This is a genomic window from Caballeronia sp. A2-2, from assembly GCF_057612605.2.
This window is the reverse complement of record NZ_CM173618.1, coordinates 740,163-755,951: the sequence shown is the minus strand read 5'-3', so window position 1 is coordinate 755,951 and position 15,789 is coordinate 740,163. Positions and strand designations below refer to the sequence as shown.

General features: G+C 62.7%; 17 protein-coding genes. 6 read left to right on the top strand and 11 right to left on the bottom strand.

Annotated features, from left to right (window positions below):
• The first annotated feature begins 135 nt into the window (after window positions 1-135).
• Together ACZCWR_RS27015 and ACZCWR_RS27010 are read left to right on the top strand one after the other, a co-directional pair.
• Window positions 136-483, top strand: coding sequence for a hypothetical protein (locus tag ACZCWR_RS27015; protein ID WP_487306083.1), 348 nt, complete (start codon window positions 136-138; stop codon window positions 481-483).
• A 32-nt stretch (window positions 484-515) separates the two neighbouring features.
• Window positions 516-1,037, top strand: a complete 522-nt coding sequence (locus ACZCWR_RS27010) for a hypothetical protein (protein WP_487306082.1) — start codon at window positions 516-518, stop codon at window positions 1,035-1,037.
• A gap of 30 nt (window positions 1,038-1,067) precedes the next feature.
• Here ACZCWR_RS27010 and ACZCWR_RS27005 read toward each other — a convergent pair whose 3' ends face one another.
• From ACZCWR_RS27005 to ACZCWR_RS26975, 7 genes are all read right to left on the bottom strand, one after another.
• Window positions 1,068-1,895 (bottom strand): hypothetical protein, encoded by an 828-nt coding sequence (locus tag ACZCWR_RS27005; RefSeq protein WP_487306081.1) that lies wholly within the window; start codon window positions 1,893-1,895, stop codon window positions 1,068-1,070.
• A 19-nt stretch (window positions 1,896-1,914) separates the two neighbouring features.
• Window positions 1,915-2,676, bottom strand: a complete 762-nt coding sequence (locus ACZCWR_RS27000) for a lipoyl protein ligase domain-containing protein (RefSeq protein ID WP_487306160.1) — start codon at window positions 2,674-2,676, stop codon at window positions 1,915-1,917.
• 118 nt (window positions 2,677-2,794) lie between these two features.
• Window positions 2,795-3,916, bottom strand: a complete 1,122-nt coding sequence (locus tag ACZCWR_RS26995) for an acetoin dehydrogenase dihydrolipoyllysine-residue acetyltransferase subunit (protein ID WP_487306080.1) — start codon at window positions 3,914-3,916, stop codon at window positions 2,795-2,797.
• Entirely contained in the window at window positions 3,916-4,932 is a 1,017-nt protein-coding gene (locus ACZCWR_RS26990) for an alpha-ketoacid dehydrogenase subunit beta (RefSeq protein ID WP_487306079.1), read from the bottom strand. Before ACZCWR_RS26990 ends, ACZCWR_RS26995 begins: the two co-directional genes overlap by 1 nt.
• Window positions 4,933-4,950: 18 nt before the next feature.
• Window positions 4,951-5,943, bottom strand: coding sequence for a thiamine pyrophosphate-dependent dehydrogenase E1 component subunit alpha (locus ACZCWR_RS26985; RefSeq protein ID WP_487306078.1), 993 nt, complete (start codon window positions 5,941-5,943; stop codon window positions 4,951-4,953).
• 23 nt (window positions 5,944-5,966) lie between these two features.
• Entirely contained in the window at window positions 5,967-7,019 is a 1,053-nt protein-coding gene (locus tag ACZCWR_RS26980) for an ATP-NAD kinase family protein (RefSeq protein ID WP_487306077.1), read from the bottom strand.
• A 177-nt stretch (window positions 7,020-7,196) separates the two neighbouring features.
• Window positions 7,197-9,185, bottom strand: coding sequence for a sigma-54-dependent Fis family transcriptional regulator (locus ACZCWR_RS26975; RefSeq protein WP_487306076.1), 1,989 nt, complete (start codon window positions 9,183-9,185; stop codon window positions 7,197-7,199).
• 222 nt (window positions 9,186-9,407) lie between these two features.
• Between ACZCWR_RS26975 and ACZCWR_RS26970 the strand changes: the two genes are divergently transcribed.
• Window positions 9,408-9,641 (top strand): hypothetical protein, encoded by a 234-nt coding sequence (locus ACZCWR_RS26970; protein WP_487306075.1) that lies wholly within the window; start codon window positions 9,408-9,410, stop codon window positions 9,639-9,641.
• Window positions 9,642-9,651: 10 nt separating this feature from the next.
• Here the strand turns inward: ACZCWR_RS26970 and ACZCWR_RS26965 are convergent, their stop codons facing one another.
• The gene (locus ACZCWR_RS26965) at window positions 9,652-10,419 is read right to left on the bottom strand and encodes an SDR family oxidoreductase (protein WP_487306074.1); all 768 of its coding nucleotides are present in this window, start codon (window positions 10,417-10,419) and stop codon (window positions 9,652-9,654) included.
• A 99-nt stretch (window positions 10,420-10,518) separates the two neighbouring features.
• Window positions 10,519-11,034, bottom strand: coding sequence for a hypothetical protein (locus ACZCWR_RS26960; RefSeq protein ID WP_487306073.1), 516 nt, complete (start codon window positions 11,032-11,034; stop codon window positions 10,519-10,521).
• A 356-nt stretch (window positions 11,035-11,390) separates the two neighbouring features.
• Here ACZCWR_RS26960 and ACZCWR_RS26955 point away from each other — a divergent pair, with 356 nt between their 5' ends.
• Window positions 11,391-12,095, top strand: a complete 705-nt coding sequence (locus ACZCWR_RS26955) for a glutathione S-transferase N-terminal domain-containing protein (RefSeq protein ID WP_487306072.1) — start codon at window positions 11,391-11,393, stop codon at window positions 12,093-12,095.
• 18 nt (window positions 12,096-12,113) lie between these two features.
• Complete coding sequence (locus ACZCWR_RS26950) at window positions 12,114-12,575, top strand: YybH family protein (protein WP_487306071.1); 462 nt, start codon at window positions 12,114-12,116, stop codon at window positions 12,573-12,575.
• A 3-nt stretch (window positions 12,576-12,578) separates the two neighbouring features.
• Here the strand turns inward: ACZCWR_RS26950 and ACZCWR_RS26945 are convergent, their stop codons facing one another.
• Window positions 12,579-13,238, bottom strand: coding sequence for an NAD(P)-dependent oxidoreductase (locus ACZCWR_RS26945; RefSeq protein ID WP_487306070.1), 660 nt, complete (start codon window positions 13,236-13,238; stop codon window positions 12,579-12,581).
• Window positions 13,239-13,341: 103 nt separating this feature from the next.
• Here ACZCWR_RS26945 and ACZCWR_RS26940 point away from each other — a divergent pair, with 103 nt between their 5' ends.
• On the top strand, window positions 13,342-14,271 hold the full coding sequence (locus ACZCWR_RS26940; RefSeq protein ID WP_487306069.1) for a LysR family transcriptional regulator: 930 nt from the start codon (window positions 13,342-13,344) through the stop codon (window positions 14,269-14,271).
• Between the two features lie 10 nt (window positions 14,272-14,281).
• Here the strand turns inward: ACZCWR_RS26940 and ACZCWR_RS26935 are convergent, their stop codons facing one another.
• Window positions 14,282-15,340 (bottom strand): NAD(P)-dependent alcohol dehydrogenase, encoded by a 1,059-nt coding sequence (locus tag ACZCWR_RS26935; protein ID WP_487306068.1) that lies wholly within the window; start codon window positions 15,338-15,340, stop codon window positions 14,282-14,284.
• Window positions 15,341-15,789: the final 449 nt, after the last annotated feature.

The following is a 15,789-nucleotide window of genomic DNA, read 5'->3' as shown; positions in this document are numbered from 1 at the left end:
GTCACATAAAGTCACGCCGTAACCTCATGAAAAAATCGAGCCAGGCCCGGTAATTGATATTCCTTCATAACTGGCGCATCGTTCGGAAATGCGCGAGATACGGTGCGTGGAACTAACATTTTTTCGGAGAAAATCGTGAATCGCCTCAAGGCTTTCATCGCGCTGTTGATGCTGTGCAGCGTGGGTATCGCGGGTAACGCTTATGCGTGGGCGCGCGTCGGCGTGTGGGTCGGCGGACCTGTCTATTACCCTTACGCGCCGCCGGTGCCGTATTACTACTATCCGCCGCCGCCCGTGTATGTCGCGCCTGCCGCGCCGACCACGTATGTCGAGCAAGGACAACCCGCCGGTGCGGATGGTGCGCCCGCTCAACAACCGGGCACTTGGTATTACTGCGAATCGGCGAAGGCGTATTACCCGTACGTCAAACAGTGTTCGAGCGGATGGCGCGAAGTACCCGCCTCGCCGCCGCCGTCGAACTGAACCCACGATCACCAGTGATTTCGCACGAACTCATGAACATCTCAAGGCTCGCCCTGCTTCTTGCGGCCATCGGCCTTTTGTCGGCCTGTACCGTGATGCCCACCGGCCCCAGCGTCATGGCGCTGCCCGGCAGCACGAAGACTTTCGATCAGTTCCGCGCCGATGACGGCTCGTGCCGTCAGTTCGCCAATCAGCAAGTCGGCGGCGTGGATGCAAATACCGCCGCGACCAACAGCGCGGTCGGCAGCGCGCTGGTCGGCACGGCGCTGGGCGCGGCGGCGGGCGCGGCGTTCGGCGGCGGCACGGGCGCGGCTATCGGCGCGGGCGCGGGCTTGCTGACCGGCAGCGCGTTCGGCGTCGGCGCGGCGCAGACATCGGGTTATAACGTGCAGCAGCGTTACGACTCGGCGTATCTGCAATGCATGTACGCGGCAGGCGACAAGGTTCCGGTGCGCGGCGGCGTGCGCACCATCCGGCCGAGCAACGGCGCGGCGTACTACACGCCACCGCCTCCGCCGCCGCCTCCGGGCTGGCAACCGCCGCCTCCGGGTTGATTGCATCCAATGCGCGGCGGGAATGAGCTTTCATTTCCGCCGCCGCCAGCGGTCATCGACTACGGGTTCGGGCGTCGCCATCACCGGCGGCGGCGCGACGAACAGCCCGATCACCCAGCCGATATAAAAGCGCATGTCGCTCCAGAATTCGCTCCAGTCATAGACGCGAAACCCCTGCACATTCGCCGCCCACAGCACCAGTTGCAGCACGCCGGTAATCAGCAGCCAAGCCAGCGCGATGACCGCCGTCGCACGGGCGCAGCGCCGGAAGGTCGCTTCGTCCCATTGTTCGCGCACGACGATGCATCCCGCCGCCAGCACCAGCAGCGCCGGAATCGCGCTCGTCAGCAGCGAGCGCAAGGCCCACTCGAAGATCACGCCCGTCAGATAACTCGCGATCACGACGACCGCCACCGCCGTCCACGCGAGCCACTTCGGCCCGCGCGCCGCCATCCACGCCAATGTGATGAAGAACGGAATGGCCGCCCATTGCAGCGCCTGCGACACCGCTTTCACGAGGTTTTGGCTGGCCTGTTCGTTCAAGTGACTCGCGGCGATATACACGGTGATCGCTTCATGCACGCACACGGCGACCACCGCGAAGCTCAACGCCACGCACGCCGCGAAGGCGGGCGATTTGCGCTCATGAGGCACGTGGTCGAAGCTGCGCACGCGCTCCAGCACGGGTTCCACGAAGAACGCGAGAATCGCGCCGATCAACAGCGCGGCGGCGGCATCGGTGAGAGAAAAATGACTGACGAGCGACACCAATCCTTGCCACAAAAACTCGGGCGATGCCGCGCACACCGCGACCCACAACGCGAAGAAGAAACCGTTCGAAGCCTGTCGTAACGGCATGGCCACCTCGTTGTGTTTTTCATGGTGCGGGCGGAACGGTTTCGCGCACGCGTTCGACGAGTGCATCGCGTACGCGCGCGCGCAGATCGTGCGGCAGCGCGAAGCATTCGTACGCAAGCGCCTGCGCGACGGTCACCACCTTCATTTCCTCATAGCGCCGTTCGCTGCCGATGAACGCCTCGAACGCATTGGCGCGCTCGTTGATCTCGATGGGATCGGCATCCACGAGCAATACCGCATGGGCGAGCACGGCATAAAGCGGTTCGTCGTCGTCATTCGGTGGCGCGCCATCCGCGCGCGGCACGCGACGCCAGTATTGCGCGGTGCCCGCGATCTTGCGCGCATCGCCGCCCGGACCCCACGCGAGGTTGAAGCGGCCGTCGCAGAAGGAACCTTCGACGGCCTGCCAGTGCGTGAACACGCCGAGCGAGTGAAGCGCATCCGCGATGAGGCCGCACAGGTGCAGATAGACCGCTTCGGACAATGCGCCCATCGGCGCGCGTACCGGATAGGCGAGACTCAGATTGAGGATGCCCGGACCTTGCGGCACGAGTCCGCCTCCTGACAAACGCAGCCAGACCGGACAGCCGCGCCGGGCGAACTCGGCGCGCGCATCCGCGAGCAATGGGAAACGCTGGTAGCTGCGCGGCACGATCAGCGAAACGGGCGCTTCCCAGAGATGCGCGACGGCATCGCCCGAGGCGGCGCGGGCGAGCAGCAATTCCTCGGCGTCGAGCGGGTCGCCGGAGAGTGATGCGGGGTCGATGAGGGTGAAGGGCATGGCGTCGGCGAAGAAGGGATTCACGCATGGTAGCCAAAATGGGGCGAAAGCGAATGCGCCCCGTCGGCAGCCAATGCCGGCGGGGCGCGTCGTCACGTCTCGTTGCTGCAAAAAACAATCAGGCGGCGCTGACGTGCTCCTTCAACAACCCATTCACCTCGTTCGCCTTCTCCATCTGGCTCATATGCCCCGCATCGTCGAACACGCGAACGTTCGCGCCCGGCGGTGCGTTCTTCGCGTGCGCGGCGGGAATGATTTGATCCTTTCCGCCCCAGATGATGAGCACCGGCTTGCCCGTTTCCGCCAGCTTGCTACCCGGCTTCGCGCTTTGCCTGCCATCCGCGAACAGACCGGCATTGAGCGATGTAAGCGCATCGCTCACGCCGTCCAGACGCTTGTACTTGAGCAGATCGTCGAGCATCTGACGGCTGACCAGTTCGGGATTGGCGAACAACAATTCCACCACCGGCTTCAACTCGCGCCTTGATTCGGCCTTCACGAAACCTTCGGTGTACGCGTTGTTCACTTCATCGCCGAAACCGGAGGGCGAAATGAGCGCGACGGATTGCACGCGGTCCGGCGCATCCACGGCCATTTGCGCCGCGATGCCGCCGCCCATCGAATGTCCGACGAGATGCGCGCGGCCCAGTTTCACCGCGTCCATGAACTTGCCGACGAAACCCGCAAGCGCCGCCAGCGTCGTGCCTGGCACTTTCGGCGTGGATTGCCCGTGGCCGGGCAGATCGAGCGCGTAGACGCGGTTCTTTTCCGCGAGTGCATCGAGATTGAACAGCCAGTTGTCGAGATCGCCGCCGAAGCCGTGGATGAATAGCACCGCCGGACGGCTAACGTCATCGCCACCGCGCGCGGCGTAACGCACGCGGATGCCATCGACATCGACGAAGTGATACGCCGCTGCTTCCTCGCCTTCCGCTTCGTCCTCGGCAGGCGTGACGTAGGACGACACATACGCATCGATATCGGCATCGCTCACCGTGGACGGCGCGAGCACGCCGAGCAGCGCCTTGACCGGCAGCGTATCGCCCGCCGATGCCACGCGCCGCCGCAGCAATCCCGCGTCCGGCGCTTCGACCGCGTTGGCGATCTTGTCGGTTTCCACATCGAGAATCGGCATGCCGACGGTGATCTCCGTGCCCTCCTCCACGAGCCACTCGTTGACCGTGCCTTCCTTCATCGACAGGCCCCATTTGGGCATTACGATGGGTGTGATCGCGGACATCAGTGCTTTCCTCCCTTCATGGTTTTTCGGGCGGCGTCGGCAATCTGCGCGGCGCTCGGAATGTACAGATCTTCGAGCGTCGGCGAGAACGGCACCGGCGTATGCGGCGCGCACACCATCTCGATACCCGCCTTCAACGCGCCGAACGCCTTCATGGCGACCTGCGCGGAAATATCGGTGGCGATGTTGCAGCGCGGATTCGCTTCATCGACGACAACCAGCCGCCCCGTGTTCTCCACGGTCTCCAGCACCGTGTCCAGATCGAGCGGCGAAAGCGTGCGCAGATCGACCACTTCCGCCTCGATCCCTTCCTTCGCGAGCGTCGCCGCCGCTTCCAGCGCGCGATGCACCATCAGCCCATACGTGACGATGGACACATCCTTCCCGTCGCGCACGATATTCGCCTCGCCGAAGGGAATGGCATACGAGTTCTCCGGCACTTCGCCTTCGAAGCCGTACAGGTTCTTGTGTTCGCAGAAGATGACCGGATCGTTATCGCGGATGGCCTGAATCAGCAGCCCTTTGGTGTCATACGGCGTGGACGGGCACACCACCTTCAATCCCGGAATATGCGTGAACAGCGACGTCAACATCTGGCTGTGCTGAGCCGCCGCGCGAAAGCCCGCGCCGACCATCGCGCGGATCACGACGGGCGTTTCCGCCTTGCCGCCGAACATGTAACGAAACTTCGCGGCCTGATTGAAAATCTGGTCGAAGCACACGCCCATGAAGTCGATGAACATGAGTTCCGCGACCGGCCGCATGCCGCACGCCGCCGCGCCGATGGCCGCGCCGACATACGCCGACTCGGATAGCGGCGTATCCAGCAGCCGGTCGCCGTGCTTCGCGTACAAGCCTTTGGTCACGCCGAGCACGCCGCCCCACGCGTCCTTTTCGCCATCGGCGCCTGCGCCGCCGACGATATCCTCACCCAGCACGATCACGCTCGGATCGCGCATCATCTCCTGATCGAGTGCTTCGTTGATCGCCATCTTCATGCTCAGTTTGCGGGCCATGATGTGTGTCTCCAGAATTTAGTATTTGACGTAGACATCGGTGAGCAGATCGGCCGAGGTCGGTTGCGGCGCGTCCTTCGCTTCCTGCACCGCGCGGTCGATCAGCGCAGCGACTTCGCGGTCGATGGCATCGAGTTCGCCGGGGGCGATCACATCGGCTTGCGTCACGGCGGCGGCGAACTTCTTCAGGCAATCCTTGTTCGAGCGGATATCGTCGACTTCGCCGGGTGCGCGATAGGTCTGCGCATCGCCTTCGAAATGGCCGTAGAAGCGGATCATCTTGCATTCGAGCAGCGACGGTCCGCCGCCTTCCCGCGCCCGCTTGATGACTTCGCCCGCCGCTTCGTACACCGCGAAGAAATCGGTGCCGTCCACCGTCACGCCCGGAATGCCGAAGCCCGCCGCGCGATCCACGTAGCTGTCCACCGCCGTGCCGTAATCGCGCGCGGTCGATTCCGCGTAGCCGTTGTTCTCGATCACGAACACCACCGGCAGATTCCACACCGCCGCGAGATTCAGACTCTCCAGAAAGGTGCCCTGGTTCGACGCGCCATCGCCCGCGAAAGTGATGCCCACTTCGCCCTTGCCGCGAAACTTAGCCGCCAGCGCCGCGCCGCAGATCAAAGGCGCGCCCGCACCGAGAATGCCGTTCGCGCCCATCATCCCTTTAGAGAGGTCGGCGATATGCATGGAGCCGCCCTTGCCATTGCACGAGCCGCCTTTCTTGCCGTAGATCTCCTTCATCATCGCGACGGGATCGACGCCCTTCGCGATGCAATGTCCGTGGCCGCGATGCGTGCTCGCGATCCGGTCGCCATCGTTCAGATGACTCATGATGCCGACGCCCGCCGCTTCCTCGCCCGCGTACAGATGCACGAAACCGGGAATATCGCCGCGTCCGAAATCGACGTGCAGGCGTTCCTCGAAATCGCGGATCGTGCGCATCTTGCGATAGACGCCGAGCAGTTCTTCCTTCGAAAGCGGCAAGCCGCCCGCATGCTGTGCTGTCATCTCTGTCTCCTTCGGTTGATGGATCAATGCGATGCGTGGATGGGCTGGCGCATCAGCCCGGATGCCGCCGCGAAGCGCATGCACGCGGCGACATCGATGCTGCGAAAAGCGTTTTCGCGCAAGGTGACGGTGACCTGATCGCCGGGGCCGAAAGCAAGCTCGCGTTCGCCGTCGAGCGCGACGATTCCTTGCGTCTGCTTCACGCGATGCGGCACGCCATCGACAAGACGCGTCCAGCCCGCGATGGGCACCGGCTCCATGAGCCCCGGCGCAATCGGCGCGCACAAGTCGAACTCGCCCTGGCCGGGCGCGGCGAGTTCGACGGCGAGACCGCCTGCATCGTTGCGGCCTACAGGTTCGATCAGCGCCGCGATGGCCGACATGCCGATCGCCTGCGGATCGGCAAACGCGACATAGACGGCCGCGAGCGTGTCGATCTTCCACAGCGCGCGCGCGCCGACGAAGTGTTCGTTGGAGATGACGGCATCCACGAGCGCGATGTCGTGACGCACGTGGCCGTTCGCATCGCGGATTTCGATGTCGAGCCGTTTGTTCGATGCCAGCGCGTGCTTCGCCGGAATGCGGCCGGTCGCGTACAGTCCCGTCGCGAGGCCGGAGATGGTCGATTCGCGCATCTCGGGATAGGCGTTGTTGGTGCCGGTGGACAAACCCGCAATGGGCACGTCGCCGCATTCGCGAACCACCGCGCGATGCGTGCCGTCGCCGCCGAGCACGATCAGCGCATCGACGCCGGCGTCGCGCATCTGGCGTGCGGCGCGGAAGGTGTCATCGACGCGCGCGGTCACCGGCATGTCGAGAAACTCGACGGCGGCGAGCGCGGCGTCCGGCCCTTGCTTGCGTGACAGATGCCGCGCGAGCATGACCTTGAGACCTTCGCGGTCCGGCATCATCAAGACGCGCGGGATGCCGCCTGCCGCCAGCGACGACAAGAGCCGCAGCACGATATTCACACGATCCGCAAGCTGAAGACTGTTCGCGTTCGCCACGATGCGCCGTATGTCGCGCGCCGAAACAGGATTCGCGATGATGCCGACGAGCGGCGTCCTGGCGTTCATGCCTGTGTCTCCTTTTTTCTACCGCTTTGTTTTAGTGTGCGGCGGATTAAGGCAAGCGTTATGCCAATGGGAAAGTTGCGGGATTACCCTTGTTTTATGGGGTTTTCAGACGTGTTGGAGCGGGCGTGTGTGACAGGTGTCACAGCGCAGGTGTCTCGTTTAAGTGGACAGGTGGAACTATCGCCCACTAACATCCCGCTGATTCGGCGACCGAATCCCAAACCGCTCCATCCGCCGATAAAGCGTCATCCGGCTGACCCCAATCTGCCGCGCCACCGCGCTCAGATTCCAACTCGCCGCGCGCAGGTATTGCATCAGCAGCATGCCTTCGGGCGGCAGCTTGTGCGTGTCGAAAACATCTTCCATCTGCATGGGCGGTTTGAGCGACGCATCGGCGAAGCCTTCCGGCAAATCGTCCACATCGATCGAGCCGTTCGAACACACCGCGCGCGCATAGCGAAGCACGTTCGAAAGCTCCCGCAAATTCCCCGGCCACGCATGCCGATGCAACCGCTCCCGCGCTTCAGCCGACAACGTGATCGCTGACGAACCACGCGCCGTATCGTCATCGAGAAACTTGCGGATGAGCCAGTCCAGATCGCTCCGTTCGCGCAGCGGCGGCAACGTGAAACGCGCGCCATTCAGGCGGTAATAGAGGTCTTCACGAAACCGTCCATCCTGCATGAGTTGATCGAGCGAATGATGCGTCGCCGAGATCACGCGCACATCGACGGACACGGGCCGCGATGCGCCGATCGCCAACACCTCGCCCTCCGCCAGCACGCGCAGCAAACGCGATTGAAGCTCGCGCGGCATGTCGCCGATTTCATCGAGAAACAGCGTGCCGCCATCGGCTTCCTGAATCAGCCCGCGTTTGGGCCGCGCGCCCGCGCCGGAAAAGCTGTGCGGCAGATGCCCGAACAATTCGCTTTCGATGAGCGTCTCGGGAATCGCCGCGCAGTTCACCGCGACGAACGGCCCCGCCCGCCGCGCACTCGCGCGATGCAGCGCCTTCGCGAAAAATTCCTTGCCGCTGCCGGTCTCGCCATTCACCAGCAGATTGATCGGCGAATCGACCAGCTTCGCCGCGCGTTCGAGTTGCTTCGCGAGCGTGGCATCGCCACCGCCGAGTGCTTTGAGCGGCGCGGGAACGGTGACGGTACGCGCATCGCGAACAGCAGACGATGGCGTGAAGCACGGCGCAGGCGGCATCACGCTCAAGTACAGCAACGCGCCGCTTTTCGACAGCGGCAACGCGCGCAACTCGCTCGGACGCGAATACACGAAGCGCCCGAGTTCTTCGAGACGCGCATCGAACAGCGTATCGAACGGCACATGCAGCAAGGACGCCGCCGATTGTCCCGGCTCGATCGGCCGCCCGATCTCCGCCGCCAGCATTTCATGCGCACGCCGGTTATGTCCGACGATGCGCCCCGCCTCATCGAGCGCGATCAGATATTCAGGATCGACATCGACGAATTCGGGCGATGTATTGAGCTTCAATATCCAGTCCTGCCGATGCGTGCGCAGAAAATTCGCGTTCTCGATATGCCGCGCGTAGATGCGCACGAGTTGCAGCGCGAGGTTCTGACTGTCGCGCGCTTGCGGCGACGTGAGCGCGGAAATATCGAGAATCGCGGAGAGCGCGCCGCGTGAATCGAACAGCGGCGCGGCGGTGCAGGTGAGCGGAATATGCGTGGCATCGAAGTGATCGATCTGATGAACCGTCAACGCCTGACCCGTCGCGAGCACGGTGCCGACCGCGCACGTCCCCGCGCCGTTCTCGCTCCACTCCGCGCCGAGATAAAGGCCCGCGCGACGCAGCGCGTGGTCGGTGTTCGCATCGCCGATATAGTCGACGGTCACGCCCAGCGCATCCGTCAGCAGGACGACGTAACCCATGCCCGCGACCTGCTCGTAGAGCGTCTCCAAGCCATGCCGCGCAATCCGCGCAAAGTCGTCGATGCGCTGCTGATGTTCGCGCAGCCGCGTCTGCGTGAGAATGCGCGCTTCCTGCATGCGGCCCGGATCGAGCCCGTACTGATGCACACAGCGCCGCCACGAGCTTCGGATGATGTCGTCGTGCGTGCGCGCCGGCGCCAGCATCTCCTGGCGCGTGGTGGCCGCGACGACGGCCTCGATGTGCTCGCGTTGCCGCATGTCCATCGTGCTCTCCTTGATGTCCCCGTCTCGCTTTTTAGTTTTTTTGTCGCGCGTCTTCGCTGACCGCGGGTAAACCGCTCCGTGCGCGGCCTGTCCGTGGCCATATGATGCTCGAATCGCCATCATGCGTCATGCAGCGGGATCGTTGCGGCGCAGCAAAAAAAGCGTGCCACGGATGGCCGGATCGCCGGTCACGACATCACGAAAACGCGGGAGACAGAAGCGATGACGAAGATCGCCTTTGAAGATTTCGAGCGACAAGTCGTGCAGCATCACCTCATTAAAGGCAACGTGTACGAGGACGGCGCGAAGCTCGTCGCGCGCGCCAATCAGTGGATCGCGGAGAACGGGATCGATGTGCTGAACGTCGAAAGCCTCTCGACGTTCGGCGCAGGCGACGATACCAGCGTCAGCCATTGGTATTCGGGCATTCGGGTCTGGTATCGCGTCGCGGGGTAATTCGGAGCGATTAGCCGCGCCCGACGAACGGCATCTTGGTCGCCATCACGGTGTGGAACAGCACGTTGGCTTCCAGCGGCAGATTCGCCATGTAAAGCACGGACTGGCCGACGACCTTGACGTCCATCATCGGTTCTTCCGCGATCTCGCCGTTGGCCTGCGGCACGCCCTTTTTCATGCGCGCGGAAAGCTCGGTGAAGGCGTTGCCGACATCGATCTGACCGACCGCGATATCGTACTTGCGGCCATCGAGCGAGGCGGATTTGGTCAAGCCCTGAACCGCGTGCTTGGTGGACGTGTAGGCCGCCGAATTCGGACGCGGCGCGCTCGCCGAAATCGAACCATTGTTGATGATGCGGCCGCCCATTGGCGTTTGCGCCTTCATGGTGCGGAAAGCCTGTTGCAGGCAATAGAACATGCCGTTCAGGTTGACATCGACGACGCCTTGCCATTGTTCCGGCGTCCAGTCTTCGAACGGGCCGGGCGGATTGCTCACGCCCGCGTTGTTGAACAACAGATCGACGCGGCCGAAGCGCTCGACCGCGGCATCGAAAAGCTTTTCGACGGAAGCGGGATCGGCGACGTCGGTCGGCACGGCAAGCGCGCGTGCTTGCGCGTTCGATTCTGTGATCACCGCATCCAGCGGATCGGGACGACGCCCCGCGAGCACGACCGACCAGCCGTCCAAAAGTAGCGCAAGCGCCGCCGCGCGTCCGATTCCGCTACCCGCTCCGGTGACGATGGCAATGCGTGAGGACTGGCTGGCTGCGTCCGACATAACGGCGTTCTCCTGTTGTCGTGCGCGCGACAGATCGCGCGCGTTTTGGTGATCGGGAGAACATTATCGGGCAATGCGGAATGAAGCGCCGGGGTCCTTTCAACGATTGCCGGACGCTTCTTTCGTCACACTGACGGTTGCGGTAGTCGCCGTGGCGCTGGCGGTGCGAATGGCGCTGCCGTCGCAGAACACGGCGGTCATGATCATCGGGATGACCTGATGCACGATCGCCGTGCTGCTGGATTCGCGCACGCGATCTTCCACCACGTCCTTCGGCGCCATCACGACCACGCCGTACGACGAATCGTTGATCGGCTGGCCGCTGCCTTGTTTGAACATCGCATCGCCCTGTTCGTAGCCGAGCACCGCGTAGACGCGAAATCCGAACGCGGTGAGATCCTTGCCGCTGGCGGGCTTGAACGCGTTGACGGAGTTGGCTTCGACGCGCATCGGCGTGGCCTCGATCGATTGTTCGTCACGCAGCGGCGCGATAAAGCGATGCGCGCTGGATTTGCAGTCGAGTTGGGAGTCGAGCGGATGGGCGTCGCTTAGCGCGGGCAACATTCCCCCGGCGATGGCGAGCGCGGCAATGGCGGCGAGCGGTGCGGTTTTCATGGCGGCAACACGTAACGAGCGGTGGCAATGTCAGCGGCGACGACGGGCCGCTCAAATCTCGTGCGGCACCGCGTACGATGCAAATTGCGAGCCAGTTTCGAAGCTCGCGTAGCGCGCCTGTGCTGCATGCTGTCCGCAAGGGACGCTGCGTTATTTTGTCGGTTTGTGAGGCACCGCTTCGTGCCCGTTTCATCAAGCGATTCCTACAATCGCTCTGTAGCAGACGCAAATACAGCGTCCTGCTTTCAACGTTGCGAGTCTGTACGCGAACCCTCGCTATTCTTCGCGCGCCGATTTTTAACACGGCTGATCGAAGCGAAATGGTTATAGTGAGGACTCTTTTAAAAGGAGCCAGAATGGCCGCGCTATCCGACTTCCCGATCACGCAGAAATGGCCCGCGCAACATCCCGAGCGCATCCAGCTTTATTCGCTGCCGACGCCCAATGGCGTGAAGGTGTCGATCATGCTGGAAGAAACCGGCTTGCCCTACGAGCCGCATCTCGTTCGTTTCGATATGAACGATCAGCTTTCGGCGGAATTCGTCTCGCTCAATCCGAACAACAAGATTCCCGCGATCATCGATCCGAACGGTCCCGGCGGCGAGCCGTTGCCCTTGTTCGAATCGGGCGCGATTTTGATGTATCTCGCCGACAAGAGCGGCCGCTTCATCTCGCAGGATGCCGCGCGTCGCTATGAAACCATTCAATGGCTCATGTTCCAGATGGGCGGCATTGGCCCGATGTTCGGGCAACTCGGCTTCTTCAACAAGTTTGCGGGCAAGGATTACGAGGACAAGCGGCCGCGTGCGCGCTATGTCGCGGAATCGAAGCGGCTGCTCGGCGTGCTGGACAAGCAACTCGAATCGCGCGAATGGATCATGGGCGATGATTACTCGATCGCGGATATCGCCACGTTTCCGTGGGTGCGCAATCTGATCGGGTTTTACGAAGCGCGCGAACTGGTGGACTTTCATGAGTTCGCCCACGTGCAGCGTGTGCTGGATGCGTTTCTGGCGCGGCCTGCGGTGCAGCGTGGTTTGGAGATTCCGAAGCGCGTGTGAACGTTAAGGAGTGCCGTGATGAAGAAGCCGATTGCCCTTCTGTTTTTGGCTTGCATGCCGCTGGCGCACGCGGCAACGACCGCACATCCCACTTTGCAGGATGTGCAGTCCGCCGCCGCGAAGCTCGGGCGTCTGTACGACACCGACTACGCCGCGCACAACGCCGACGCCATGGCGAATCTCTATGCCGACGACGGTCTGCTGGTGTCGCCCGCCGGCAAGATCATCAAAGGACACGCGGCGCTGAAGCAGTATTACGAGGCGCGCTTCAAGTCCGGCGCGAAGGGACATCACATCCACGTGCTGGATGCGAACGTACAGGGCGACGGCGGCTTCAGCATCGCGGAATTTTCGGTCGATGTGCCGAACGCCGATGGCACGTTCCGGCGCGAGTCGGGGCACATCGTCGCGGTGTTCGTTCGGCAAGCCGATGGCTGGCATTTTCGCGCCGTGGAACCGAGCGTCGCGCCGAAAGAGTGAACGTTAGTTCGCTCGCGCCACCGTGAAGCGCGCCTTCACGTGCTGCGGCTTTTCCAGTTCGTCGACCACGGCGATGGCGAAATCCGCAACGGAAATGCCTGCGGGCTTATCACCCTCCATCAGCAGGTTTTCGCCACCGACGCGATACGTGCCGGTGCGCTCGCCTTCTTCCAGCATCGCGGGCGGGCTCAGGAACGTCCAGTCGAGCGCGGTATTGCCGCGCATGGCGTTGAGCGCATCGCGCGCGGCGCGCGCGCCGGGGACGATATTCGCCGGAACGTGCGTCAGGAATCCTTCGGTATCCACAAGCTGCACGCCCGGCGCGACGAACAGACTGCCCGCGCCGCCGATCACCACGAGCCGCTTCACGCCGCTCATCTCCACGCCCTTTTCGATCGCCGCGCTGCCGCGCATGAAGTTGTCGAACAGTTGCGGGTCATTCCAGCCGGAATTGAACGCGGACACCACGGCGTCGTGGCCTTTCACGGCATCCGCGACGGATGCGGAGGAATAGGCATCGCCGATAACGTATTGCACGGCGTGTTGCGGCGCGTCGGTATTGGCGCGACGCACGAGCGCCGTGACCGAATGACCGCGCCGAAGCAATTCCTGCTGAACGTGTTTCCCGACGAAACCCGACGAACCGATCAAAGCGACTTTCATAAACGTGACCTCGAAAAAATGAACGAATGAAGAGAGGTTATCGGTTTCACGCGTGCTTTAAAATACGCTGAAAATCACCTTCTCTTTGAAGCCTGACTTCACAATGAACGATTTACGCAAGTTCGTCGTTTTCGCGGAAACCGTCACGCAAGGGTCGATGACCGCTGCCGCCGCGCGGCTTGGCATGACGCCATCGGCGGTTAGCCAGACCATCAAGGCGCTCGAACGGCAGGCGGGCGTGACGCTTCTCCATCGTTCGACGCGCAAGCTCACGCTCACCGAAGACGGCAAGCGCTGCCACGCGCATTGCGTGCGGATGATGGACGCATGGCGATCGGCCAGCGAATCGCTCACGCAGGCGCGCGATGCGCCGACCGGCGAATTGCGCATCGCCGCGCCGCTGGGTTTTGCGCCGTATATCGCGCCCGCGCTCGCGCCGATGCTCTCCACATGGCCGGAATTGCGCTTACGCCTTTTGGTCAGCGATGAACTCGTGGATCTGATCGACGCGCGCGTGGACCTCGCCATCCGCGCCGGCAAATTGCCCGATTCTGGATGGACGGGCCGAAAGCTCTGCGAACTGGAGACGGTGCTGTGCGCATCGCCTGCGTATCTGGAGCGTCATGGCGTGCCCAATCATCCGCGCGATCTGGCGAACCATCACTGGATCGCGCACGAACGGGAGATCGACGATTCGGAAGAACCGCCCTCGGTCAGTCTAAGCTTGCAGGGAGAAAAACGAACGAAGGAAAACGTGCGGGTGACGGTGCGGATCGTGAGCAGCACGCAGCCGACCTTGCAGCAGATTTGCGAGCACGGATTGGGCATCGCGCACATGGCGTACATCGATGCCCAGCCATCCATCAAACGGGAAACGCTCGTTCAGGTGTTGCCGAACTGGCGCTTCCCGAGCCTGCCGGTGACGATGGTTTCACCGACCCGCGATCGCGAGCCGGCGAAAGTCCGCGCGGCGATCGACGCGTTGCGCTCGCATTTCGCGAGCTTGCCGACCGCACGCGCGGACAAGATTTAACGCGCAATCTTTAACGCGCAATCGTCGCCATGTCGATCACGAAGCGATACTTCACGTCGCTCTTGAGCATGCGCTCGTAAGCCGTGTTGATTTCGTCCATGCGAATCTTCTCGATGTCCGAAACAATGCCGTGCTTGCCGCAGAAGTCGAGCATTTCCTGCGTTTCCGCGATGCCGCCAATCAGCGAACCGGCAATCGAACGGCGGCGGAAGATCATGTTCATCACCGAAGGCGACGGATGCGGATGCTCCGGCGCGCCGACCAGCGTCATGGTGCCGTCACGCTTGAGCAGCGACATGAACTGATCGAGATCGTGCGATGCCGCCACCGTGTTCAGGATGTAGTCGAAGCTGTTGGCGTGCTGGGCCATTTGATCCGGGTCCTTCGAGATCACGACTTCGTTCGCGCCGAGGCGCTTGGCGTCCTCGATCTTGCTCGGCGACGTGGTGAACAGCACGACGTGCGCGCCCATCGCGGCCGCGATCTTCACGCCCATGTGACCGAGCCCGCCCAGACCGACGATACCCACCTTGTCGCCCTTCTTCACGTTCCAGTGCTTGAGCGGCGAGTACGTGGTGATGCCCGCGCACAGCAGCGGTGCGACAGCGGCCAGTTCCAGATTGTCCGGAATGCGCAGCGTGAACGCTTCATCGACGACCATGCTTGACGAATAGCCGCCGTACGTCACGCCGCCCGACTTCTTGTCCGGCGAGTTGTAGGTCTGCGTGAAGCTGGCCGGGTCTTCGCAATACTGCTCCAGCCCTTCCTGACAGGACGGACAAACACGGCACGAATCCACCATGCAGCCGACGCCCGCCAGATCGCCCACCTTGAACTTCGTCACGTCCGAACCGACTTCGGCGACGCGGCCCACGATCTCGTGGCCCGGCACCACCGGATAGTTCGTGCCGCCCCATTCGTTGCGCGCCATGTGCAGGTCCGAATGGCACACGCCGCAAAATTGCACGTCGATGCGCACATCGTTCGGGCCGACTTCGCGGCGGCTGATTTCCATGGGGCCGAGCGGTTTATCCGTTGCGGATGCGGCGTAGGAATACGCTTTGTACATGATGAACTTCCCTCTTTGATTTGAACTTTGGTGAACGAGGCCGGCGTCTTTTTCAATGACTCGAAGACGAGGCCGAACCGACGAGCGCTCGAACGCGTGATGTTTTTATGTGCGGCAGCGAACGTTCGGCATCAAGCTGCGCACGCGTTGCGGCTTCCTTGCCGATGACGCCGATGTTTCGGCGTCGACGCGCAACGCCGTTACTGTATGCCTATCGACTGAAGTCTGCAAAAACGGGGCGTGGCATGCGGCGTGCGATGAATTGCCCTTCGCGGGCGTGACAACCCCTGCTGTTTCTCCCTGCTTTTGCGGGCTGTTTTTGCAACGCGCCTGGCCTTAAGGTCGGCTTGCAAGGCGGCGGATTCTATCAGCGGGGCGCGGAAACGGACGGGCATCATCAAAACGTCACGTCGGGGCGCGCAGCATTACTCGAAATCAAAGAGCGAGAC

Excerpts from the sequence above, each read along its gene's own strand:
- ACZCWR_RS27010 (WP_487306082.1), top strand. The coding sequence starts at position 516 with ATGAACATCTCAAGGCTCGCCCTGCTTCTTGCGGCCATCGGCCTTTTG.
- ACZCWR_RS27005 (WP_487306081.1), bottom strand. The coding sequence starts at position 1,895 with ATGCCGTTACGACAGGCTTCGAACGGTTTCTTCTTCGCGTTGTGGGTC.
- ACZCWR_RS27000 (WP_487306160.1), bottom strand. The coding sequence starts at position 2,676 with ATGCCCTTCACCCTCATCGACCCCGCATCACTCTCCGGCGACCCGCTC.
- ACZCWR_RS26995 (WP_487306080.1), bottom strand. The coding sequence starts at position 3,916 with ATGTCCGCGATCACACCCATCGTAATGCCCAAATGGGGCCTGTCGATG.
- ACZCWR_RS26990 (WP_487306079.1), bottom strand. The coding sequence starts at position 4,932 with ATGGCCCGCAAACTGAGCATGAAGATGGCGATCAACGAAGCACTCGAT.
- ACZCWR_RS26985 (WP_487306078.1), bottom strand. The coding sequence starts at position 5,943 with ATGACAGCACAGCATGCGGGCGGCTTGCCGCTTTCGAAGGAAGAACTG.
- ACZCWR_RS26980 (WP_487306077.1), bottom strand. The coding sequence starts at position 7,019 with ATGAACGCCAGGACGCCGCTCGTCGGCATCATCGCGAATCCTGTTTCG.
- ACZCWR_RS26975 (WP_487306076.1), bottom strand. The coding sequence starts at position 9,185 with ATGGACATGCGGCAACGCGAGCACATCGAGGCCGTCGTCGCGGCCACC.
- ACZCWR_RS26970 (WP_487306075.1), top strand. The coding sequence starts at position 9,408 with ATGACGAAGATCGCCTTTGAAGATTTCGAGCGACAAGTCGTGCAGCAT.
- ACZCWR_RS26965 (WP_487306074.1), bottom strand. The coding sequence starts at position 10,419 with ATGTCGGACGCAGCCAGCCAGTCCTCACGCATTGCCATCGTCACCGGA.
- ACZCWR_RS26960 (WP_487306073.1), bottom strand. The coding sequence starts at position 11,034 with ATGAAAACCGCACCGCTCGCCGCCATTGCCGCGCTCGCCATCGCCGGG.
- ACZCWR_RS26955 (WP_487306072.1), top strand. The coding sequence starts at position 11,391 with ATGGCCGCGCTATCCGACTTCCCGATCACGCAGAAATGGCCCGCGCAA.
- ACZCWR_RS26950 (WP_487306071.1), top strand. The coding sequence starts at position 12,114 with ATGAAGAAGCCGATTGCCCTTCTGTTTTTGGCTTGCATGCCGCTGGCG.
- ACZCWR_RS26945 (WP_487306070.1), bottom strand. The coding sequence starts at position 13,238 with ATGAAAGTCGCTTTGATCGGTTCGTCGGGTTTCGTCGGGAAACACGTT.
- ACZCWR_RS26940 (WP_487306069.1), top strand. The coding sequence starts at position 13,342 with ATGAACGATTTACGCAAGTTCGTCGTTTTCGCGGAAACCGTCACGCAA.
- ACZCWR_RS26935 (WP_487306068.1), bottom strand. The coding sequence starts at position 15,340 with ATGTACAAAGCGTATTCCTACGCCGCATCCGCAACGGATAAACCGCTC.